We start from the raw sequence: 21695 nt of genomic DNA, 5'->3' as shown, positions 1-21695 counted from the left end.
TTTGCCGCTGTTCCCGATTAAAACCAACGTCATGGAAACGGATGTCGTGATTATTGGGGCCGGGGCGGCCGGGTTGATGTGCGCGCTGACCGCCGGGGCGCGCGGGCGGCGTGTCCTCGTGCTGGAACACACCGATAAAATCGCCGAAAAAATCCGCATTTCCGGGGGCGGGCGGTGTAATTTTACCAATCTGCATTGCGCGCCGGACCGGTATTTGTCGAACAATCCCCATTTCTGCCGTTCGGCCCTGAAACGCTATACGCAGTACGATTTCATCGATCTGGTGGCGCGGCATAAAATTCCGTATCACGAAAAAACGCTGGGGCAATTATTCTGCGATGATTCCGCCCGCGATATTATCGACATGCTGGTGCGTGAATGTGACCGGGGCGGGGTTGATATTCAAACATCCACGACCGTGCAGGCGATTGATCGCGACGATGCTGGTCGTTTCATCGTGACGACATCGCGCGGCGTTGTGTCTTGTGCGTCGCTGGTTGTGGCGTGCGGTGGATTATCCATCCCGAAAATTGGGGCGACGCCGTTCGGGTATGAAATTGCCAAACAATTCGGCCTGAATATCATTCCCACGCGGGCGGGCCTTGTGCCGCTGACCTTCGATCCGGCGGTTCTGGACATGACAAAAGATCTAAGCGGTGTGTCCGTTGACCCGGTCCGGGTTCAATCGCAATCGGGTATGGTTTTCGACGAAGCCATGTTGTTCACCCATCGCGGCATCAGCGGTCCGGCGGTGTTACAAATTTCCTCCTATTGGAACCCAGGCGAAGATATTTCCATCAATATGCACCCGCATGGTGATGTTCTGACGTGGTTGAAAGATCAACGCAAAGCTCAGCCAAAATCCATGCTACAGACCGTTCTGGGCGATCTGGTGTCCAAACGTCTGGCGCAGAAAATTGCCGATGATCTGGATGTGGAAGGGCGCATGGCGGATTTGTCGGATAAGATTCTGATGACCGTGACCGCCCGTATTGCCGATTGGCGCGTAAAGCCATCAGGCAGTGAAGGCTACCGCACAGCGGAGGTCACGCTGGGTGGCGTGGATACGGATGATGTATCATCCAAGACCTTCGAAGCGAATAACGTCCCCGGCCTGTATTTCATCGGCGAGGTTCTCGATGTGACCGGGCATCTGGGCGGGTTCAATTTCCAATGGGCGTGGTCGTCGGGCCATTGTGCCGGGCAGGTTGTTTAATGCTCCACCGCCTCATCCACGCCGATGCCTGTCTGTGCCCGCAGATGCAGGGCATGGAACACCGCGCGGTCGGTTTGGCCGCGGTCTGACCGATCCGTGACCGAGAACAGCCAGATCCCGACAAAGGCCGCCGTCATGGAGAACAAAGCCGGGTATTCATACGGGAAAATCGGTTCGTCATAGCCCAGAACACTGACCCATACAGTTTTGCTGAGGATCATCAGAACGACGGCCACGCCCAAGCCCATCGATCCGCCCACAACGGCACCGCGCGTCGTCATGCCCGGCCAGTACATGGACAGCAGGATGATGGGGAAGTTGGCACTGGCCGCAATGGCAAAGGCCAAACCGACCATAAAGGCGACGTTTTGTTGTTCAAACGCAATCCCCAGAAAGATCGCAACGACGCCCAATCCAATGGTCGCCATTTTTGACACGCGCACTTCCTGTTTCTCCGTAACATTGCCGCCCTTGAAGACGCGGGCATACAAATCGTGCGAAATGGCCGAGGCACCCGCCAGTGTCAGGCCGGCGACCACCGCCAGAATGGTGGCGAAGGCCACAGCGGAGATAAAGCCGAGCAGAATGTCGCCGCCCACGGCATGGGCCAATTGCACGGCGGCCATGTTATTGCCACCGACCAGTGCGCCATTGCCATCGACGTAGGACGGTTGCCCCGTCAAAAATACAATCGCGCCAAACCCGATGATAAAGGTCAGGATATAAAAATACCCAATAAAGCCCGTGGCAACGACCACGGATTTATTGGCGGCTTTGGCATCCTTCACCGTGAAGAAGCGCATCAAAATATGGGGCAGACCGGCGGTGCCGAACATCAAGGCCATGCCGAGCGAAATGGCAGATATGGGATCCTTCACCAATGTGCCCGGGCCCATAATGGCCGCGCCGCTGGTGTGTTTTTCAACGGCCGCCGCAAACAAAGCGGGCAGGTTGAAATGGAAATGTGCCAGAACCAGAACCGCGACAATGGTCGCGCCGCCCAACAATAAAACAGCCTTGATCAATTGCACCCATGTTGTGGCCAGCATGCCGCCGAATGTGACATACGCCACCATCAAAACACCGACAATCACAACTGCGGATTCGTAAGGCAGGTGGAAAAGGACCTCAATCAATTTCCCCGCACCAACCATCTGGGCAATCAGATACAGGCAGACGGTCGCTAGCGACCCGCACGCCGCCATGATACGGATGGGGGTTTGCTTGAATCGCAATGAGGCCGCATCGGAAAAATTATATTTCCCCAGATTGCGCAGCGGTTCGGCGATCAGCAGCAGAATAATGGGCCAGCCCACAAGGAAGCCGATTGAATAAAGAAGCCCGTCAAAGCCAGAGGCAAAGACGAGCCCGGAGATACCAAGGAAAGACGCCGCCGACATGTAATCGCCGGAAATGGCCAACCCGTTCTGCCACCCGGTGATGCGCCCCCCCGCCGCATAAAAATCGGACCGCGTTTTTGTGCGCTTGGCCGCCCAATAGGTGATGCCCAAACTGAGCGCCACGAACAGGAAGAAAACAATAACAGCCGTGATATTCAATTGATTCAGATTGGCGATAAACTCACTCATCGTGTTTCGCTTTCTGATAAATCGTATGAAGCAGAGGTTCAATCAACGTGTTGGCATACCAGACATAGAAGGCAGTTACGGCAAAAGTTAAAAGGATCAACCCCAAACCAAAAATAATGCCGACGGATGTTAATCCGTCTTCAACAATCGGGCGCCCCATTAAATCGGGTGCGTATGCGACCATAATAATAAATGTGTAATAAGCGACAAGAACAATGGCCGCCAGCGGTGTGGTTATGGCGTTGCGGCGTTTGAGAAGTTCCGCATATTCTGGCATCTCGGTGATAGATTTCTGAAGATTTTCATGCATCGGATCACTCCATCAGTTACGCAGCCCCGGACAGAAAATTGTCCTGCCCTTCCATTCTATCATGGCGAAGCTGATGAATTGACTGACGCCCACCCACAAATAATTTTGCGGTGCACAAGATGCTTGTTTTTATTGGGTAAAAGATGCGTAATTTTGCCGGTAAATAAAGCCATTTGCGGCATACGGGAACCCAAAAACGTCATCATGCGCGTTCCAGAACCGCACGCGGGACCAATCATTGTTGGTTGAAATATCCTGCACCCGCATGGAGTGATAGATGGCCCGCCGCGTTTCTCTGGTGTTGCCCCAATTGGTATGGGTCACATTGATGTTGCGGGAATCAAGAACATCTTTCACAACGGCGACGTGGCCGTGTTTCATCTTGCTCGTGCGCGGCAGGACGAGAACAGAGCCGGGCATGGGGCGCTGACCACGCGGATAATTCTTTGCCGCAGCCTGATTCCACCAACTATGCGCATCGCCAAATAATTCGATGCCGGAAACACGGCGCGCATAGGGCACGCATTGCTCTGCCTTGCGCATCATGCTGTATGTGGCCATGGGCACAGGGGCCGGGGCGGGCTGGGCCACAGATTCAGGGCGCGGTGTGGCATCCATATAGCTCCACTTCGCCGCCGGTGGGGCAGAGCGTGTGGTGGTGCAGGCGGATAAGAGGAGGAGGGCTGCCACAGGCAGTAGGAGTTTTTTCATGGACCCGATTTATGTAATCTTCCTGATCCCATCATCCTAAATATTACATATGGGTTGGTCAATGTGGTTTTCGGTATGGGAGGAAAACCATGTTGGAGATGCTCCATTCCAGAAAATTACGGTGTCTCATACCTCATCACGGAGCGGGCTCGCATGCCGTTCCATTGAAAATCGTTGAGAAATTTCAGATCGATCAGGACGGCGAAGCCCTTCACATTATATCCCGCATCCTGACACAATCCGGCGGTGGCTTTTAATGTACCGCCGGTGGCCAGTACGTCATCGATAATGATGACGTTGCCGCTGCCGGGTTTCAGGTGCAATTTCGCCGTGCCGTATTCCAACGCGTATTCCGCCTCGGCATAAGGCTGCGGCAGTTTTCCGGCCTTGCGCGGCATGATGAAATTTTTCTGGCAATGGGCGGCCAACGCCGAGGCGAAAATAAAGCCGCGTGAATCAACACCGGCAAAACCATCAATGTCGGCCAGCTCGTGCGCGGGGAACAGGGCGGCGAAGGCGTGGACCACCTCCGGAAATTTTCGGGCCAGCAGCGGCGAGATGTCCCGGAACACAACGCCGGGTTCGGGGAAGTCGGGGATGTCGTCGATATAGGCTTTAAAGGGCATGGCAAGCTCCTGTCCGGTGATGGCCCGGAGAAGAGTGTAGCGCCCCGGCGTGCGGGTTTAAAGTATTGCTTTTGTTTTATAATTTTTTGCCCTTTTGGCCGCGCGGCGGGTGGCCCGGTTTTATTGCGAGGGGGCGGTGTTTCGTGGTATAAATGAAGTAACGCACGCGTCTATGGCCCTTCTCCCAAGATGTTAAGGTTATGCAGCGACGGAAAACTTGATAATTAACCGGGCCCCGCGCCCTCTTAATTGGGTTTGACGATCATGCATCACACATTCGGGGCGACAGCTCCGTCACAGGACCATTCTACCTTCCCGCAAATCAACGATCTGGCCCGTTATGTCCGGGATACGAAACCGCGCTATCCCGTGTCGGTGCTACGCCCCGATGTGCTGGTGGACAAAGCGCGCGAATTTACAACGACCTTCCCCGGTGACGTTCTGTATGCCGTCAAATGCAATCCGGATGAGCGGGTCATTCAATCCTTCATCGCCGGTGGCGTACACAATTTCGATTGCGCCTCGATCAATGAGGTGAAGTTGATCCATCGTTTGATGCCCACGGCCACGATCTATTTCATGCACCCGGTTAAGGCACGGGAATCGATTTTTGAGGCCTATCATCATTACAATGTCCGCCGCTTTGTGCTGGATTCTGCCGATGAACTGCAAAAAATCGTCGATGTCCTTGGCGCAGTGGATGATTTGATCCTGTTCGTCCGCATGGCGGTGCCAAAGGAAGAGGTCGCGGTTGATTTCTCGGCCAAATTCGGGGCGTCTCCCGTTCTGGCGATTGATTTGTTGCAACGGGCGCGGGCGCATTGCGTGCAATTGGGCCTGTCGTTCCATGTGGGCACACATTGTCTGCAAACGGATTCCTATGGTCGTGCGGTTCAGGCCGCGCTAGATGTCATTTCTGCCAGCAGCGTGCCTGTGGATGCGCTGGATATTGGTGGGGGGTTCCCGGCCAATCTGTCGCCGGATAATCCGCCGCCGCCGTTTGCCGATTATGTGGCCGTGGTTAATGATACGTTGGCCCGCAATGGCCAATCCCATCTGCATTTGTTGTGTGAACCGGGGCGCGGTCTGGTCTCCGCTGGCGGGGCGCTGGTCGTGCGGGTGGAATTGCGCAAGGGCGATTTGCTGTATCTGAACGATGGCACCTATGGCGGCATGTTCGAAGGCGGGCCGACGGCGGATCTGTTTTATCCGGTGGAGATGGTCCGCGCGGGCGGCGGGGGCGTATCATCGGATCTGATGGCTTTCCGCTTCGCCGGCCCGACCTGTGATTCCATCGATATGATGAAGGGGCCATTTATGCTGCCCGCCGATATCAACGAAGGGGATTGGATCATCATTGACCAGCTCGGCGCCTATGGCGAGATCAGCCGCACACCGTTTAACGGGTTTGATCAGGTGATCAAGGTTGAACAGGTCAAGGCCAAACAGAAAAAGCGTATCCGCAGGGTTGCGTAAACGAGAGATAAAATAAAAAGGCCCGTTTTTACGGGCCTTTTTTATTATTTGCGTGCGCTATGGGGCGGTATAACCCGTACTCCATGCAAACCAGATGGCCACCCCTGCGAGGGACAAGGATAAAATGCGACGGGCGCGGCGATGGTAGACCGGATTGTTCAAAAAAGTGCGCGCCGTTCCGGCCAGTGTAACGATGATGGTGTGAATAACTGTGGCGACACAGACATAAAGCGCCGTCAGAAAAATCGCTTGTGCCTGAATATGCGATGATGCGGTGATAAAATTCGGCAATATGGCCACATAAAAAATGGCGGCCTTTGGATTCAAAAGGTTTGTAATCAATCCGCGTTTAAAGAACCTGGCTGCCTTTGGGGTGTCCTGTGCATTTTGTGCTGTGATATTGTCGCTGGTTTTCCAACCATCCCAGGCCAGCCAGAAAAAATAAGCGATGCCACCCCATCGTAGGAGCTGATAGGCAGGCGCCGATTGGCTGATAAGTGTGGCAACACCCATGGCCACGGCACACCCGACAACCAATAATCCCAAAGCCACGCCAGCCACGGCGGCAAAACCATAGCGGCGGCCTTCGCTGGCGCTGAGAATGGCGAGATACGCCATATTCGGCCCCGGCGTTAATTCAATAATCACGCATGTGGTGATGAACGATAAGATTGTAACGGGTGAAAGCATGTCCATGGCGTTATATCTCCCATATCTTCGATGCCCTGATAAGGGGGAAGTGGGTTGTTTTCATATTTCCGCTCCGCCGCAGTGACATATTTCCATGATCGGGGGAGAAACGGGCGGGTGATGCGTATATAGTGGTGCCCACAGATTCTACCCCAACACTGACAGCGGGATGACGCACAATGGATATGATTTACTGGGACCACTATTACAACGCCATTCTGGCCCTTAATTTTCTGGTCGTGATCGGGTTGTTTACGTCGTTGCGGTTGTTTTCCGGGGTGATTGCGCATATTCATGCCTCTGATGAATTGTTGCGCAAGGATAATCCGGCCTTTGGCATTTCTTTGGCCTCGACCACATTGGCGGTGACGATTGTCTTAAGTGGCCTGATTTACGGCGCCCCCGAAAATTCAATTGCCCACACGGTTCTGGCCGTTGCCGCCTTTGGCATTCTGGGGATCGGTTTGATGGCCCTGACCCGGATCATTTTTGACCGCGTGACCTTGCGTGATGTATCGATCCGCGATGAAATCGTTGGCGGTAATGTGGCGGTGGCCATTGCGGATGCGGCCAATATTCTGGCCGCGGCGATTATTATTCGCGCGCTGATGGTGTGGACCACCCCGGATTCCGTCGAGGGGGCCATCGCCCTGCTGGGTGGTTATGCTGTGTCGCAGGTTATTTTGACCGTGGTGACATGGATCGGCATTAAATTTTTCCGCCCCGGCACCAGTGGATTAGGTTTTCAGGATGTTTTAAAACAAGACAACCGGGCGCTGGCCTTACGTTTCGCGGGCAAAAAAATCGGCACGGCCTTTGCCATTGCCATGGCCGCGCAAATCGTTGTGTACGAAGTGTACGATATCGTTCCGCTGCTGGCCGCGTGGTTTGTGGTGTCCATTATTGCGGTGGTGGTGTGGCGCATTCTGTGCCTGATTGCGGAAAAAATCATTCTGTTCCGTGCTGATGTCCAATCCGAAGTTCTGGACCAGAAAAATATTGCCGTTGGCGCTTTGCAGGCGGCCATATATATCTCCCTCGGCATTTTGATGTCGTCGCTGTAAGCGGCCAAGGGGGATAGGGCGATGAAACTGACCTTTCTCGGGGCAACGGAAACGGTAACCGGGTCCAAATATCTTCTGGAACATGGCGGCAAGAAATATCTGATTGATTGCGGCCTGTTTCAGGGGTCAAAGGAATTGCGATCCCGGAACTGGGATGGGTTGCCCGTGGCTCCCAACGCGATTGATGCGGTAATCCTGACCCACGCGCATATTGATCATAGTGGTTACATTCCAAAACTGGTCAAGGCAGGCTTCCGTGGCCTCATTTACTGTACTGATGCGACGTTTGACCTGTGCAAGATCCTGTTGCCTGATTCCGGCCATTTGCAGGAAGATGACGCGGCCGAGGCCAACCGTTATGGGTGGACCAAGCATAGTCCGGCTTTCCCGCTTTATACCGAAGATGATGCGCGCGAATCCCTGCAATATTTCCGGCCCCTGTCTTTTGGCACACCCCATGGGTTGACCGATGAACTAAGTTTTACGTTCCACCGGGCGGGGCATATTCTGGGGGCTGCGTTTATCCGGATCACGGATGGGTACACATCGGTTTTGTTTTCCGGTGATATTGGCCGCCTGCATAATCCGGTGATGAAACCGCCGGCAAAGATGCAGGATGCTGATTATTTGGTCCTTGAATCAACCTACGGCGACCGTTTGCATGACAAAGATGATCCAACGGACGAGATTGAAGCCGTTGTGCGCCGGACGGCGAGCCGTGGTGGAACTGTCGTTATTCCGGCCTTTGCTGTGGGGCGGGCCCAGGCCTTGCTCTATCATCTCTATGTCCTGCGCAGTGAAAACCGTATTCCGGACATTCCCATCTTTCTGGACAGCCCGATGGCGATTAACGCCACCGATATGCTGAAACGCCATATGAGCGATCATCGCCTGTCCGCCGAGGAATGCGATGCGCTGTGCAATGTCGCCCGTTATACCCGTACGGTGGAAGAGTCTAAGGCGATTAACGAAAATAATCGCAACAACAATATACCGAAAATTATTATATCGGCGAGTGGCATGGCCACTGGCGGACGTGTTTTGCATCATCTGAAAAATTATATCGGGGATGCGAAAAATACGATTTTGTTGACCGGCTTCCAAGCCGCTGGAACGCGGGGTGACCGTTTGGCCCGCGGGGAAAAGGAATTGAAAATCCACGGTAGTATTTGGCCGGTGCGCGCGGAAATCGCCATGCTGGACAGCATGTCGGCCCACGCCGATTATGCCGAGATTTTAAGCTGGCTGGGAAATTTTCAATCGGCCCCACGCCGCGTTTTTATCACCCATGGTGAAATTGATGCCGCCAATGCCATGCGTGACAAGGTCGAAGAAACGTTCGGTTGGAACGCGATTGTGCCGTCTTATATGCAGAGCGAGGATTTATGACACAAATACCCAACCAACCCGCGGTGTGTGACAAAGCGTGCAGCGGCGGGGCTTTTGCGGGCGATGGTGGGCCACGTCTGATCGTTGTGACGGGTGGCCCGGGTGCGGGAAAAACGGCCGTGCTGGAAATCATTCGCAAAGATTTGTGCGAACATGTTGTTATCCTGCCCGAAGCGGCCTCTATCGTCTTTGGGGGTGGGTTCTGGCGTTTAAATACAACATTGGGCATTCGCGCATCGCAACGCGCCATTCTGCACATCCAGCAGGAACTGGAATCAATCGTTGAGGGCGAAAAGAAATGGCCCATCGGCCTGTGTGATCGCGGCGTGTTGGATGGTCTGGCGTATTGGCAGGGAGATGAAGCTGATTTTTGGGCGGCGGCACAGTCCAGTCTGGCGGCGGAATATGCGCGGTATCATTGTGTGATCCATCTGCGCACACCGACGGAAGAACATGGCTATAACCATGAAAACCCGCTGCGTGTCGAAACGGCGTCACAAGCCGCAATGATCGATGAGAAGATTCACAAAATCTGGTCCGGTCACTCACGGTATCACATGGTGAACAGCCATCCGGATTTTCTGGTCAAGGCTGAGGAAGCCGTGCGTCACATCATCCGGGAATTGCCCGCATCCTGCGCACAAGTGGCGATCACATAAGGCGGCCTAACGGCAAACACTGACTGTGATCGTCTTGATTTTGTTCTCGCGACGATAGGTTTCAATTTTTTCCCGTGCGGCCAGTGTTGTCGGATAGGTGTGTTCCGTCCGGGCGCGTTCCTGGGCCAATCCGGGGAATGTTTTTTCAATCAGCGCGGTCATCAGCGCTAATTTTTCCGGTTTCTCATTGTTCAACAGGCGGAGCGGAAATTTCGGTTCGGCGGAAATGTAATACCGCACATAATCCTCGACCATCGCGGCTTGCTGTTCATTACAGAAATCTTCAAAACGGCTTTTGGGTGTCAGGTCATAATTATATGTCTGGCACAATTTCCACGCTTGCTTCAGCAGGGACCAATTTTGCACTTGCCAGATATGGGTCATCTCATGCGCGAACAGGCTGATGGATTCCGGCTTTGTCCTGTCGCTGTAATCCTGTGCATGGTGGCCGTGGTAAAAAATAATCGATCGCGGGCTGATCGTTTTGGCCTCGGAACATTTGTTGGGGTCTTGGTCCAGATATTTGTTAACGATATCTGTGTTGACCTGTCCGCTGAAGATCGTATTGACCAGATCCTTCTCGCCCGTGGTTAAGGGGTGCGGCGGTTCCGTGAAAGCGGCGCAGCCAGACAGCGCGCTGCCCAGAACAAGCGCCGCAAGTGTATGGGCGGTGCGGGCGCGGAAGATGTGGGTCAGGCGTGATGGGGCCATGGTTTGATAAGTCCCTGTTTTTGTTTATTTTTCATATTTTTCAAGACTATAGGGCAGGGCTTTGCGGGCTGTCCAGAAAAATGCACCCGTTGCCATTTCTTGTGATTTGACGTAATTTCCGATCGTTCAAAAAATGAAGAAGCCCGAAACGCGGGCCCGGAACAGGGAGCAGGACATGGTGATGGACGTTTTTACGACCACGGGTGATCGCCGTGCGATGCTGGCGCATCGTCGACACAGATTGTCGGCCATTTTTCGTGACAATGCGCACCCAACACTGACCGTCGATGCGGCACGCACATATCAAACCATGGATGGGTTCGGATTTTCCCTGACGGGCGGCAGCGCCATGCTGATCGCGGGGTTGGCACCGTCTGCGCGGCAGAATTTGTTGCGCGAACTTTTTTCCCGTGACGGGCAGGGCATCGGGACCAGCTTTCTGCGCCTGACCATTGGGGCGTCGGATTTGAGCACGAAAAGCTATTCGTATAACGACCTCCCACCCGGCCAGACCGATTTCGCGCTGACGCAGTTTGATATCATGGCGGGGGATGAACAGGTCATTCCGGTGCTCAAGGATATTTTATCCATCAATCCCGATATCCAGATCATGGCCAGCCCATGGTCCGCGCCGCGCTGGATGAAGGATAATGACAGTTTCGTGGGCGGGTCATTGAAACCGGATTGCTATGACGTGTATGCGCGCTACCTCATCCGCTATCTCGAAACGATGAAATCGCATGGTATTCCCGTTCATGCGATAACGCTGCAGAACGAACCCCATAACCACAAAAACGACCCCAGCATGGTGATGACCGCGTCCGCACAGGCGGATTTTATTCAAAACCATATTGGGCCAGCGTTACAAAAATCCGATTTGAATACGCAAATTTTCTGCTGGGATCATAATTGCGATGAACCGGATTATCCGGTCGCGGTTTTGTCCGATCCGGCGGTTCAGCGCTATGTGACGGGGGTTGCCTTTCATCTCTATAACGGCGGGCCCGAGGCGTTGTCACAGGTTCAGGCCCTGTACCCCGATCAAAAAATGTATCTGACCGAACAATGGGTCGGGGCCGATGGCAATTTCGGGGATGATCTGGCGTGGCATGCGCGCAATGTTTTTATTGGGGTCATGCGCAACGGCGGACGTGCTGTTCTGGAATGGAATTTGGCGTCTGATCCGGCGTGTGGGCCGCATACGCCGGGCGGTGAACCGCATTGTGTCGGGGCCTTGACGATTGATGGGCAAGCCGTAACGCGCAACGTGGCCTATTATTTGATCGGCCATGCCGCAAAATTTATCCCGCCGGGGTCTGTGCGTGTTGAGTCAAGCGACAGCGATATTCTGCGCAATGCGGCGTTTCGCACCCCTGATGGACGCATCAGCATGATTGTGCTGAACGATAGCGATTGGGACCAGCGATTCAATATTCTTCATAATGGGAAGCGGGCAACACTGACCCTGAAGGCTGGCGCGTTGAGTACCTGCACATGGCCAGCGCCGTCATAGAACAATCAATGAGGGGGCGGCAGCAGTGGCCCTACGAATGAAGGCGCGTGGCTGTAAAGCATGTACGGGTCCGGGATCGGGCTGCTGCGTTCTTCCAACCCGCCTTTGCTGACAGCCAGATGGCGGGTGTGATACGCCATCAATCCGCTGCGGTGTGCGATACTGACGACCGTGGTATCCGGCAAAATTTCGCGCAGACGGCTGTACATCAGCTCTTGTAATTCTTCGTCCAGCCCCGATGTCGCCTCGTCCAAAAACACCATGTCGGGTTTGTGCAGGAAAATGCGGGCAAAGATCAGGCGTTGTTTTTCACCGATGGACAAATCACGCCATGATGTGTTGTTGCGCTCCTTGTCCTGCAAATGCGGGACCAGATAATCCAGCTCTGCAAGGCGCAGGGCTTCAATCACGTCGTCATCGCTGTAGGCGGCGGCGTCACTGCTGGGATATATGACGTTTTCTTTCAACGTAATATTGCCCTTGATATGCGGCGTTTGCGACGCAAAGATCAGCGATAGATCGGAGGGCAAGGTGATCTCACCATCGCCATGTTTCCACAGGCCGACAATCGAGCGGAGCAATAATGATTTCCCGCTGCCGGATCGTCCGGTCAACAGGATTTTTTCACCCTTGTTAATCTGCAAATTTTTGATTTTCAGGATGGGTTCATCATGGACCGAGTTCTGCAGGGCAATATTGCGCAGGACGATGGCTTCACCATCTCCGCGCTCCACCTTGATGTTGGCGTTCTTGCCGTGGGCCGTGTAAAAATTCTGCGGATCTTTCGACAGTTCGATTTCCTGCGCGAACTTGGTCATCAAATTGATGCGCGTTTGAATTTTAAAGATGGCTTGGCTGACCTGCATGGGCCAGGCCAGATTATCGCGCAATTTATCAAGGAAATTGACATAGGTCAGAACGTTACCGATCAGCGTAATCTGGCCAAGCGTATAGCCCGCTGCACCAACGCCCCACGCCACCAGTTTCGACATGTCGTTGTTGATGCCCAGCAGGGCCCCGATTTGGGCCTGCATTTTTTCAAAGCCGATCCATCGTCCTTTGACCGCGTCAAAATCGCTTTTCAGGTTTTTGCGCTCAACCTTCTGGTCGTTATAGGAGGCAATTTCGCTGGAGTGCGAAAACATATTGGTCAGGTTGCTGCGCATTTCGCCTTGCGCGTGAACATAATGCTCGCCCAATTGTACGCTGGGTTTCCCTGTTTTACGCAGCATCACCGTGCCAATTGCGGCACAGGCCAATGCGGTTCCAACGCTGGCCCAGAAAAACGGTGATGGTGCGAGAAACGCGAGGCCCAACGCCTTTGTCGCGACGGGGCCGGTGATTTGATACAGGGTGTAGGTGGTGGCCATCAAGCTCAGCACAGAGCGCAGGCCGCCCGTGTACAATTCGACAATCTGGCTGGCGAGGACATCCGGGTCTTCGGACAGCCGCTGATCCATATTGGGAACAGTTTTTGAATTGTTGATATGAAAGAATGATTTTCCCTTGAGAACGGCATTGCCGAATTGTTCGGTCAAATACCCGCGCCATCCAATAATCAAATGCCGTTCGAGGTAGTAGCGGTAATTCCACACGCCAGCGAACCCAAGCCCAAGCCCGACAAATTTTAAAACTTCCTTGCCCAGAGTCAGGGCTGCGACATCGGGCGATGCCAGGGCATTCATAAAATCGCCCGGCCATTTCAACATTTCCACGCCCAGATAAATATCGGCGACGGTCAATGCGGTCATCGCGGCCAGCAGGCCGATGGCTTTGTATTTCTGGTTCGATTTCCAGTAGGAGGAGATGAGGCCGCGGGCGGTCTGCATCTTGGATATATCGTCGGTGTGGGATGTGCTGACCATAAAACGGGCGCGAATCCGCGCGCCCAGCCCGTTACCGGATGCTGAAGCGGGATTGCTCACTTTCGTGAACATGCGCCGCAACCATGGCTGCGCCTTGTTGTTTGGCCCCTGATCTTCGATTTTCTTATAACCTTTATTGAATAGAAGGGTTCTAAGGGCATTCCCCGGCCCTGACAAGATAATTGGCGGATCCTCCCCCGGAAAGAATTGTGCGGTGCGGCATGTGGGGTGCGACGCAGCGAAACCGCCAGTTTTTTATGTTGGACAAGCCCGATTTTCCCCACTATCGCTATCCCCCTATCATTTAAAATTTAAAGCCAACAGGGTATTCAAAAATGTCCGAAAAGACCGTCAGAGACGCCTTTATCACCGACCTTATGAGCCGGATGACGCTGGATGAAAAAATTGGCCAGATGTATCTGGCCCAACCATCGGCAGGTGATACGGACATCATATCAGGCGCAATCAAAAGCCTTGGCACGGAAGAAAAAATTCGCCGTGGTCAAGTTGGCAGCATGTTGAATGCGCGCGGTCCCGACGTCGTTCGTCGTTATCAAGACATTGCCGTCCATGAATCGCGCCTTGGCATTCCGCTGAACTTCGAACTGGATGTAATTCACGGTCACGTGACGGGGTTCCCGACACCGCTGGCAATGGCATCAAGCTGGAATCCCGATCTGGTGCAAAACGTGGCCCGTGTGTCTGCGCGTGAAGCGGCTGCGGACGGTATTGATCTGACCTATTCGCCGAATTGTGATACCACGCGCGATCCGCGCTATGGTCGCGGTAACGAAGCGTTCGGGGAATCTGTGTATCTGATCTCCCGCTATGTCGAGGCGATGGTCAAGGGGTATCAGGGCGATGATCTGACCGCGCCTGATTCTGTTATGTCGTGCCTCAAGCACTTTGCCGGTTACGGCTTTGTCGAGGCCGGACGTGATTACAACACGGTGGATATGAGCCGCCTGAAAATCATGGAAACGGTTCTGCCGCCCTTTATGGCGGGTGTAAAGGCCGGGGCCGGCAACATCATGAATGCGTTCAATGATCTTAACGGCGTTCCCGCATCGATGGATCGGTGGTTGATGACCGACATTGCGCGCAAAAAATGGGGCTATGAAGGGTCCTTCACATCGGATTTCGGCGGCATCAGTGAAATGGTTGCGCATGGTGTTGGCAACCTCAAAACCGTTTCTGCCGCAGCGGTGAAGGCCGGCCTTGATATGGAGATGGTGAGCGAGGGTTACCCGTCAACCCTGAAACAATCGGTAGAAGAGGGTACCGTATCGATGGATGATATCGATCGTGCCTGCCGTAAGAATCTGGAGAAGAAATACGATCTGGGTTTGTTCGATGATCCGTACCGTCGCATGAACGCCGATCCTGTGGCGGTTCATCTGGCCCCGGAAACGCGGGCGCTGGCCCGTGTGGCGGCGGCAGAATCCTGCGTTCTGCTCAAAAACGATAACGCGGCTTTGCCGTTGAAGCGGAACGCCACCATTGCCCTGATCGGCCCACTGGCCAATGATCAGCGCAACCTGCCCGGCATGTGGTCCCCCAACGTGAATACGGAGGCTTGCGTCACCGTGATTGACGGGCTGACACGCGCCGCCGGCGACAAGGCGAAAATATTGTATGCCAAGGGCGCGAATATCACCGACGATCCGGTCGAAGCCGCGAAGCTCAATATTTTCGAAAACAGCTTGCCGGTTAAAAGCGCGATGATCGATGAGCGTTCATCCGCCGAGATGATCGCCGAAGCGGTCAGCATTGCCGAACAATCCGATGTCATCGTGGCCGTCGTTGGTGAAGCCAGAGAACATACGGGCGAAGCATCAAGCCGCACCAATATCGACATCCCAAGCAGCCAGCGCCCCTTGCTCGAGGCGCTGTCGGAAACGGCAAAACGCACCGGGAAACCGCTGGTTTTGGTTGTTATGGCGGGTCGTGCGCTGACGCTCGGGTGGGAGCGTGAACATTCCGATGCGATGCTGGTCGCGTGGCATGGCGGCACCGAAGCTGGAAACGGTCTGGCCGACGTTCTGTTTGGCGATTACAACCCGTCGGGTAAATTGCCGACCACCTTCCCGCGTCATGTGGGTCAGATTCCAATTTACCATGACCACAAAACAACGGGCCGTCCGCTGACGGGGGCCAACAATGATAATTTGGCAGGCAAATGGGAAAAATTCCGTTCTGCCTATCTGGATTGCCGCAACGATCCGGAATTCCCGTTCGGCTTTGGCCTCAGCTACACGCATTTTGATTACAGCCCGGTCAAGGTCAACAAAGCCGATCTGACAGGCAAGCAGACGCTGAAAGCTTCGGTCACGCTGACCAACACGGGCGATCGTGCTGGCGAAGAAGTCGTGCAGCTTTATATCACCGACCCGGTTTGCTCCCGCACCCGTCCGGTGAAAGAGCTGAAGGGCTTCCAGAAAGTGATGCTGCAACCGGGTGAACAGAAAGACGTAACGTTTGATATCACCACGGAAGATCTGAAATTCTTCATCACCGAAGACAAATTCGGATGGGAGCCGGGTGATTTTATCATCCATGTCGGAACACATTCGCAGGACACGCAAACCGCAACGGTGCATTGGGAAAAGGCCGCAGTGACGAAGCGTCCGAAATGTGAGCCTAAGCTCTAAGCGTTGCAAAAAGATAGAACATGAAAAAGCCCGCGGATTGCGGGCTTTTTTGTGCGAATACGCTGGGGTGTTGCTTTTTTGTTCTGGAAATATTTGTTCGTTCTGGCCGGGCTGCGCAGGGCCATACTGACAATCTTAAGCGGCACTGGTACAATGAATGCTCGATAGCGTTCTATCATCACCGGGGTTATATGGAGATTAACACTATGAAAAAAATTCTTTTTTTGCTGCCTTTGAGCCTTGTTATGCTGGCCGGCTGTGGTGGGGGTGGTTCTGATACAAAAAATATCAACACGACCACAACCATGGGACAGGAATTGCAAGATCTTAAAGCCGCAAAGGATCAAGGCCTCCTGAGCGATAGCGAGTATGATAGCGCGAGAGATGATGTTTTAGAAAAATATGATCACTAAAATATCTGTATGACCGCTGCCGGATATTTAAAACCACGCGCTTGTTTCACGGGCGCGTGGTTTTTCATGTGTGATGCGCCGTGTTCAACGCTTCCGCGTCATAAATTTATCAAGCTGGTTGGCAAATTTTTCGCGGTCTTTGGGGGTGAACGGGGCGGGGCCGCCGCGCATATCTTCCATCATCCCGCCACGCAGGCTTTCCATCAAATCCCGCATGGCCAGAATTTCGCCAATGTTGCTTAAGTCATAAAGCTCTCCGCGTGGGTTCAGGGCAAAGGCACCTTTTTTAACGATGGCGGCGGCCAGGGGGATGTCGGCGGTGACGACCATATCGCCTTCGGCGCAGAGTTCGACAATTTTTTGGTCGGCAACATCAAATCCGGCTTCGACCTGAATAAAACTGATATTCCGCGCGGGCGGGATAAAAAGATATTGATTGGCGACCAGCGTTATATGCACGCCCGTTCGCTCGGCGACCTTGAACAATAAATCCTTGATGACTTTCGGGCAGGCGTCCGCATCGACCCATATTTTCATGCCAGGTCTCCTCACTCGGGCAATGTTATTTTGTCTTTGCCCAGTATGATTTTTTTATCTTTATAAAGCTGGCCAATCGCCTTTTTGTAATTGGCTTTGCTGACCTGATAACGCTTGAAAATATCTTCCGGCGGGCTTTTATCCGTCAATGTGGAGACGCCGCCATTTTTCTCAAGATCGTCCAGGATTTGCTGTGACAATGTGCCGCGCATCTCCACGCCCTGTTGCTGCAGGGCCAGGTCGATGGCGTCGTCGGGGCGGATATGTTTGATGTATCCTGTAATTTCCTGACCCATATGGATGGGGGTAAGGACATCGTTATTATGAATCAGGCCCAGATGCGTGCCGTCGATAACGGCCTTGTACCCCAACGGGCTGCGGCTGGCGATCAGCAGGTCAACCGCCTGATTGTTTTTAAAATACCCATCCGCATATTCGTTCAGGAAATTATCCAGCTTGCTGCTCGCGCTAATGCGGCCTGACTTGTCTTCAAAAATATAAACGACATAGGATTTGCCAACTTCCATGGGGATGCGCTGTTCTTTAAACGGCGCGAACAAATCTTTTGATAATCCCCAATCCAGAAACGTGCCGTAAGAATTGGCATCGACCGCCTCCAGATACGCGCATTCGCCCATCTCGGCGTAGGGTTGTTCTGTCGTTGCGATGATGGTGTCTTCGGAATCCAGATAGATAAACACATCCAACCAGTCCCCAACCTTGCACTGGTCCGGAACGTACCGTGCGGGCAAAAGAATTTCCCCGAAATGCTCACCATCAAGATAAAGCCCAAAATCGACTTCCTTGATGACTTCTAACTGTGCCGTTTTGCCAATCGAAAGCATGTGTTTAAAAACCATCATTCATTGCGTGGGGGGCGTTTGTTAATGTCTTCAGGCCCACCATATCCTGTTGCTGTAACGCAAAGCAAAGGCCGCAGAGTGCAGGCTGCAAAGGACAATTTTCGCAATGTCGCGGATTGTGGTGGAAATGGCTGGGGCGCCAGGATTCGAACCTGGGAATGGCGGTACCAAAAACCGCTGCCTTACCGCTTGGCGACGCCCCAATAACCATGAAAAACCGGGCTTGTTTGCCGGTTTATGTGGTGACCCGGCTGGATCAACGGGGGCCAAACTACCCAAGCCGCGCGCGAAATGCAAGCCCCGAGAATCAGGGAAATTTAATTTACGTTATGGGAAATTAGTGGATTGATTAACCCCATGGTTAACGCCATGGGCCATGGGGGCATGTGGACAGAATCGGCCCCGTTAACACATTCGTTCTTGGTCATATTTTCCAAAATCGGCTATAGTCCCCGGCATAATCCATATTTGAATTTGAAAAATTGTCGGGATCGGCGGGGCCCTTTGTGGGGGCTGGCACGTCGTCCCGTGATGGGAGTGGGGACCGCATGAGCAATCAGGCGCGTAAAGCACCGGACGACCGTAACGCGATGGTCGTGTCTTTGTTGAATCAATTGGCGGATCGTTTGCACAAAAGCGAACATGAACGCCATATGCTGCTATCCGCGATCGGCGATCTTGAAAACCGTTCGGATCAGAGCGAGCGCATCTTCCTGACCTTGCAGGACAAGCTGAGCAAGCAAGACGCGACAGATATCAGCATCCTGCGCCGTCAATCCGAACTGGAAAAAATCTGGAAAGACACGCTGGAGCGTTTGAACCGCGCCGAAACCATCGCCACCCGCATGGAAGAAGCGTTCGAGATGCAGGAGCGTCTGGCCCGCCGCCTGGAACAGGCCGCACAGGACAAAGCGCGCATGTTGCGCAAGATCGAAGCCATCGAACAATCCGTTGAGCGCACGAACGAAGCCATTCGCACCGGCGCGCTGGTTCCGGCGGGGCAACAATCGCGCTCCATTTTCGTGGCCGAGCCCAGCAACCAGAATGCCTTCTGGTGGCAACGTGCGGTGCGCGTGAACACAACGGCGTTGGTGGGCGTTCTGGCGCTGACCATTCTGGCGGGCTATGGCGTCAGCCAGTGGGATCGCTGGCGCGTGCAATTTATGCCGACGGTCACCGCGACCCAGACCGATATCGAACAAACGGCAGATCTGGCGGTTGATGAAACCGCCCCGGTTCTGGATGCCGCCACAGAAGCGCAAGCCGACCCGTTTATTGCCGGGCTGGATGCCACGCTGAACACGAATGAAGATGAACTCGCTGCCTTTGGCGCGGCGGACCCCACTGTTGAGACGGACGTGGCCAATGAATCCGCTGGCGCGTTGAAGGTCGAAGACCTCTCCGACATGATGGATGTGAATCCGGATGCCGTGGCCGCCGCGTTGAACGCGATCGAGCCGGGTGAGGCGGGCGTTGTTCCGGATCTGGAGCAGGACGTCGCCGCAATTGCCGCGCAAACGAAAATAGATGGCGGCGCGATTGAGCGGGCCGAAGACGTCATGGTCGCAAACCCGGTGCCGACGCAAATCGTGAAAGACGATGTCGCGCCTGTCACGGGGCAATCGGATATCGAATCCTTTCTGCGCGCCAAACGCGAAGGGCTGGCCCCGCTGGCGGATCGCATTACGCCGGATGCGTCCTTGCCTGCTGTGATCAAAACTGTTGAGGACAAAGCGTTCTCCGGTATCCCAGAAGCGCAGCACGATCTGGCCGCCATTTACACCGCCGGGCATGCCGGGGTGAAGGTTGATTACAAACGCGCCGCCCTGTGGTTCGAAGAAGCCGCCGCGCAAGGCATTGCCAATGCGCGCTATAATCTGGGCGTTCTGTACCATCAGGGTCTGGGTGTGGAGAAAGATGTCGCCACCGCCATTCGCTGGTACCGTGCCGCCGCGCAACTGGGCCACCCGGAAGCGCAATATAATCTGGGCATCGCGCATATCGAGGGCATCGGCACCGCCTATGACCCGCGTCTGGCCGCTAGCTTCTTTGAACAAGCCGCCAATGCCGGCATTACCGAAGCTGCCTATAATCTCGGTTTGATTTATGAGAATGGCTTGCTGGGCGCGGTGGATACGAAATCCGCCATCTTCTGGTACAAAAACGCCGCCGACCGGGGCAGCCCGGAAGGTCAGGTGGCGCTGGACCAATTGAGCGCCGCGCTGAACATGACGAAGAAACAGGTGGTCAGCCTGTACGAAGAAATGAGCCGCGATCGTGACCCGGCGGGGGCTGTGCAAGACGCGGCACCATCGGTCCCGACACCGGAAAAGCGCACCGACAGTGCCAAGCCTGTGACGAATATCGTGAAAACAGCGGCGACAGAACGCACCCGCCCGCGCGCGGAAGATATCGCCCCGGCGATTCCGCGTTTATCGGCGGCGGATGCCGCATCGCTGGCGGGTGAAGGCGTTGTGAAAAGCGACCAGAGCCTGACCGCGCAGGTACAGGAGCAGTTGATGCGCCGTGGCCTGTATCCCGGCCCGGCCGATGGCATCGGCGGCCCCCTGACCAGCGACGCCATCCGCACCTATCAACGCGACAATGGGTTGAGTGTCGATGGCTTGGCGAACGCGGATATTCTGGCGCATATGCTGGGTGAGGCCCCGTAACGCGCGCTTTATTTCAGAGTGGGATAAAGGTTTTTGCGCTGGATATAATCCAAAACATCCTCGTGCATCCAAGCCGATGAAATGGGCTGTCCGTCTTTTAACGCCGCCCGAATTTTGCTGGATGATACATCACTTCTGCCATTGAGGGCGCTTTCAATCTCGGCCCGCTTCGATACATGAAGCAACAGCTCTGACACATTGTTATCGCCGCTTGCAGCGTTGTTGAAAATGGAAACGCGCTCTAGGCTTTTGTAAATTTTCTGAACCCCGTTGATCAGGGTGCAAATATTTTTCATTTTCCGCCCATTGTCATCACCGCACACGATCAACACTCTGTCCTGCGGATGGCGTTCTTTTAAACCAGAAAAAAAATTGAAATAGGTGGAGAGGCTGGTGGTTTTTGCGCCGTCCAAATCATCTGTGATCGGCAAAACGCGAAGCCACGATTTATTGTCATTCGCCAGAATTTCGCACATCGCGATTTTGTCGGCGTAACTGGCTTGTGCAATTCTGGTTTTAAAGAATGAATTGATCGGCACCATGATGATTTCATCGGCCCCGGCCCGGATGCGGGCCTGACGTGCGGATTGAACGTGTCCCAGATGCGGCGGGTTATACGACCCAAACATCACGCCAATCGTGCGGCGCGCGGGGGCATTCGGTGATGTGGTTTGAGTGTTGTCGTCCGTCATGGCTGAGGACAATAATATAAATTTACATATTGCAAAAGAAAAATGGGC

At 54.1% G+C, this 21695-nt stretch carries 19 protein-coding genes and 1 tRNA gene; 9 read left to right on the top strand and 11 right to left on the bottom strand.

Going from position 1 to position 21695, the window contains the following annotated elements:
- Positions 1-31 precede the first annotated feature (31 nt).
- Positions 32-1216: an NAD(P)/FAD-dependent oxidoreductase gene (locus ACSC94_RS07710; RefSeq protein ID WP_435642162.1), complete on the top strand. Its 1185-nt coding sequence runs from the start codon at positions 32-34 to the stop codon at positions 1214-1216.
- Here the strand turns inward: ACSC94_RS07710 and ACSC94_RS07705 are convergent.
- The 4 genes from ACSC94_RS07705 to ACSC94_RS07690 all read right to left on the bottom strand — a co-directional run bounded on the left by ACSC94_RS07705 (position 1213) and on the right by ACSC94_RS07690 (position 4452).
- A complete protein-coding gene (locus ACSC94_RS07705) occupies positions 1213-2805 on the bottom strand; it encodes a cation acetate symporter (protein WP_435640264.1) in 1593 nt (530 codons plus the stop codon). The two genes, ACSC94_RS07710 and ACSC94_RS07705, sit on opposite strands and share 4 nt — an antisense overlap.
- A complete protein-coding gene (locus tag ACSC94_RS07700) occupies positions 2798-3115 on the bottom strand; it encodes a DUF485 domain-containing protein (protein WP_435640263.1) in 318 nt (105 codons plus the stop codon). Before ACSC94_RS07700 ends, ACSC94_RS07705 begins: the two co-directional genes overlap by 8 nt.
- Before the next feature lie 129 nt (positions 3116-3244).
- A complete protein-coding gene (locus ACSC94_RS07695; protein WP_435640262.1) occupies positions 3245-3826 on the bottom strand; it encodes a CHAP domain-containing protein in 582 nt (193 codons plus the stop codon).
- 116 nt (positions 3827-3942) lie between these two features.
- Positions 3943-4452: an adenine phosphoribosyltransferase gene (locus ACSC94_RS07690; RefSeq protein WP_435640261.1), complete on the bottom strand. Its 510-nt coding sequence runs from the start codon at positions 4450-4452 to the stop codon at positions 3943-3945.
- Positions 4453-4716: 264 nt separating this feature from the next.
- Here ACSC94_RS07690 and ACSC94_RS07685 point away from each other — a divergent pair, with 264 nt between their 5' ends.
- The gene (locus ACSC94_RS07685; RefSeq protein ID WP_435640260.1) at positions 4717-5928 is read left to right on the top strand and encodes a type III PLP-dependent enzyme; all 1212 of its coding nucleotides are present in this window, start codon (positions 4717-4719) and stop codon (positions 5926-5928) included.
- Positions 5929-5985: 57 nt separating this feature from the next.
- Here the strand turns inward: ACSC94_RS07685 and ACSC94_RS07680 are convergent, their stop codons facing one another.
- Positions 5986-6624: a LysE family translocator gene (locus tag ACSC94_RS07680; RefSeq protein ID WP_435640259.1), complete on the bottom strand. Its 639-nt coding sequence runs from the start codon at positions 6622-6624 to the stop codon at positions 5986-5988.
- Between the two features lie 173 nt (positions 6625-6797).
- Between ACSC94_RS07680 and ACSC94_RS07675 the strand changes: the two genes are divergently transcribed.
- From ACSC94_RS07675 to ACSC94_RS07665, 3 genes are read left to right on the top strand one after another with little or no spacing between them, the layout of a single operon-like run.
- Positions 6798-7682: a DUF350 domain-containing protein gene (locus ACSC94_RS07675; RefSeq protein WP_435640258.1), complete on the top strand. Its 885-nt coding sequence runs from the start codon at positions 6798-6800 to the stop codon at positions 7680-7682.
- A 21-nt stretch (positions 7683-7703) separates the two neighbouring features.
- Positions 7704-9071, top strand: coding sequence for an MBL fold metallo-hydrolase RNA specificity domain-containing protein (locus tag ACSC94_RS07670; protein ID WP_435640257.1), 1368 nt, complete (start codon positions 7704-7706; stop codon positions 9069-9071).
- Complete coding sequence (locus tag ACSC94_RS07665) at positions 9068-9730, top strand: ATP/GTP-binding protein (RefSeq protein ID WP_435640256.1); 663 nt, start codon at positions 9068-9070, stop codon at positions 9728-9730. The genes ACSC94_RS07670 and ACSC94_RS07665 overlap by 4 nt, the downstream gene beginning before the upstream one ends.
- Positions 9731-9736: 6 nt before the next feature.
- On the opposite strand, the gene ACSC94_RS07660 is transcribed toward ACSC94_RS07665, so the two are convergent.
- Positions 9737-10441 carry a hypothetical protein gene (locus ACSC94_RS07660; protein ID WP_435640255.1) on the bottom strand — a complete coding sequence of 235 codons (705 nt, stop codon included), beginning with the start codon at positions 10439-10441 and terminating at the stop codon, positions 9737-9739.
- Between the two features lie 175 nt (positions 10442-10616).
- Between ACSC94_RS07660 and ACSC94_RS07655 the strand changes: the two genes are divergently transcribed.
- A complete protein-coding gene (locus ACSC94_RS07655) occupies positions 10617-11954 on the top strand; it encodes a glycoside hydrolase family 30 protein (RefSeq protein ID WP_435640254.1) in 1338 nt (445 codons plus the stop codon).
- 5 nt (positions 11955-11959) lie between these two features.
- On the opposite strand, the gene ACSC94_RS07650 is transcribed toward ACSC94_RS07655, so the two are convergent.
- Entirely contained in the window at positions 11960-13891 is a 1932-nt protein-coding gene (locus tag ACSC94_RS07650) for an ABC transporter ATP-binding protein/permease (protein WP_435640253.1), read from the bottom strand.
- Between the two features lie 263 nt (positions 13892-14154).
- Here ACSC94_RS07650 and bglX point away from each other — a divergent pair, with 263 nt between their 5' ends.
- On the top strand, positions 14155-16470 hold the full coding sequence (gene bglX / locus ACSC94_RS07645; RefSeq protein ID WP_435640252.1) for a beta-glucosidase BglX: 2316 nt from the start codon (positions 14155-14157) through the stop codon (positions 16468-16470).
- A 206-nt stretch (positions 16471-16676) separates the two neighbouring features.
- Positions 16677-16883, top strand: a complete 207-nt coding sequence (locus ACSC94_RS07640) for an SHOCT domain-containing protein (RefSeq protein WP_435640251.1) — start codon at positions 16677-16679, stop codon at positions 16881-16883.
- An 84-nt stretch (positions 16884-16967) separates the two neighbouring features.
- Here ACSC94_RS07640 and ACSC94_RS07635 read toward each other — a convergent pair whose 3' ends face one another.
- The 3 genes from ACSC94_RS07635 to ACSC94_RS07625 form a co-directional block, all read right to left on the bottom strand.
- On the bottom strand, positions 16968-17420 hold the full coding sequence (locus ACSC94_RS07635; RefSeq protein WP_435640250.1) for a YaiI/YqxD family protein: 453 nt from the start codon (positions 17418-17420) through the stop codon (positions 16968-16970).
- Between the two features lie 11 nt (positions 17421-17431).
- Positions 17432-18265 (bottom strand): CvfB family protein, encoded by an 834-nt coding sequence (locus ACSC94_RS07630; protein ID WP_435640249.1) that lies wholly within the window; start codon positions 18263-18265, stop codon positions 17432-17434.
- A 146-nt stretch (positions 18266-18411) separates the two neighbouring features.
- Positions 18412-18486, bottom strand: a tRNA-Gln gene (locus ACSC94_RS07625).
- 345 nt (positions 18487-18831) lie between these two features.
- On the opposite strand from ACSC94_RS07625, the gene ACSC94_RS07620 reads away from it, so the two are divergent.
- Positions 18832-20955 carry a peptidoglycan-binding protein gene (locus tag ACSC94_RS07620; protein WP_435640248.1) on the top strand — a complete coding sequence of 708 codons (2124 nt, stop codon included), beginning with the start codon at positions 18832-18834 and terminating at the stop codon, positions 20953-20955.
- A gap of 8 nt (positions 20956-20963) precedes the next feature.
- Here the strand turns inward: ACSC94_RS07620 and ACSC94_RS07615 are convergent, their stop codons facing one another.
- Complete coding sequence (locus ACSC94_RS07615) at positions 20964-21647, bottom strand: hypothetical protein (protein WP_435640247.1); 684 nt, start codon at positions 21645-21647, stop codon at positions 20964-20966.
- Positions 21648-21695 lie beyond the last annotated feature (48 nt).

The sequence above is a fragment of the Micavibrio aeruginosavorus genome (assembly GCF_051245535.1).
GTDB classification, from domain to species: Bacteria; Pseudomonadota; Alphaproteobacteria; order Micavibrionales; family Micavibrionaceae; genus Micavibrio; species Micavibrio aeruginosavorus_D.
Note: the sequence above shows the minus strand (reverse complement) of the source record. Positions and strands in the feature narration are given on the sequence as shown.

Bases quoted from the DNA above. Each gene is read 5' to 3' on its own strand.
- ACSC94_RS07710 (WP_435642162.1), top strand. From the start codon at position 32: ATGGAAACGGATGTCGTGATTATTGGGGCCGGGGCGGCCGGGTTGATG.
- ACSC94_RS07705 (WP_435640264.1), bottom strand. From the start codon at position 2,805: ATGAGTGAGTTTATCGCCAATCTGAATCAATTGAATATCACGGCTGTT.
- ACSC94_RS07700 (WP_435640263.1), bottom strand. From the start codon at position 3,115: ATGCATGAAAATCTTCAGAAATCTATCACCGAGATGCCAGAATATGCG.
- ACSC94_RS07695 (WP_435640262.1), bottom strand. From the start codon at position 3,826: ATGAAAAAACTCCTACTGCCTGTGGCAGCCCTCCTCCTCTTATCCGCC.
- ACSC94_RS07690 (WP_435640261.1), bottom strand. From the start codon at position 4,452: ATGCCCTTTAAAGCCTATATCGACGACATCCCCGACTTCCCCGAACCC.
- ACSC94_RS07685 (WP_435640260.1), top strand. From the start codon at position 4,717: ATGCATCACACATTCGGGGCGACAGCTCCGTCACAGGACCATTCTACC.
- ACSC94_RS07680 (WP_435640259.1), bottom strand. From the start codon at position 6,624: ATGGACATGCTTTCACCCGTTACAATCTTATCGTTCATCACCACATGC.
- ACSC94_RS07675 (WP_435640258.1), top strand. From the start codon at position 6,798: ATGGATATGATTTACTGGGACCACTATTACAACGCCATTCTGGCCCTT.
- ACSC94_RS07670 (WP_435640257.1), top strand. From the start codon at position 7,704: ATGAAACTGACCTTTCTCGGGGCAACGGAAACGGTAACCGGGTCCAAA.
- ACSC94_RS07665 (WP_435640256.1), top strand. From the start codon at position 9,068: ATGACACAAATACCCAACCAACCCGCGGTGTGTGACAAAGCGTGCAGC.
- ACSC94_RS07660 (WP_435640255.1), bottom strand. From the start codon at position 10,441: ATGGCCCCATCACGCCTGACCCACATCTTCCGCGCCCGCACCGCCCAT.
- ACSC94_RS07655 (WP_435640254.1), top strand. From the start codon at position 10,617: ATGGTGATGGACGTTTTTACGACCACGGGTGATCGCCGTGCGATGCTG.
- ACSC94_RS07650 (WP_435640253.1), bottom strand. From the start codon at position 13,891: ATGTTCACGAAAGTGAGCAATCCCGCTTCAGCATCCGGTAACGGGCTG.
- bglX (WP_435640252.1), top strand. From the start codon at position 14,155: ATGTCCGAAAAGACCGTCAGAGACGCCTTTATCACCGACCTTATGAGC.
- ACSC94_RS07640 (WP_435640251.1), top strand. From the start codon at position 16,677: ATGAAAAAAATTCTTTTTTTGCTGCCTTTGAGCCTTGTTATGCTGGCC.
- ACSC94_RS07635 (WP_435640250.1), bottom strand. From the start codon at position 17,420: ATGAAAATATGGGTCGATGCGGACGCCTGCCCGAAAGTCATCAAGGAT.
- ACSC94_RS07630 (WP_435640249.1), bottom strand. From the start codon at position 18,265: ATGCTTTCGATTGGCAAAACGGCACAGTTAGAAGTCATCAAGGAAGTC.
- ACSC94_RS07620 (WP_435640248.1), top strand. From the start codon at position 18,832: ATGAGCAATCAGGCGCGTAAAGCACCGGACGACCGTAACGCGATGGTC.
- ACSC94_RS07615 (WP_435640247.1), bottom strand. From the start codon at position 21,647: ATGACGGACGACAACACTCAAACCACATCACCGAATGCCCCCGCGCGC.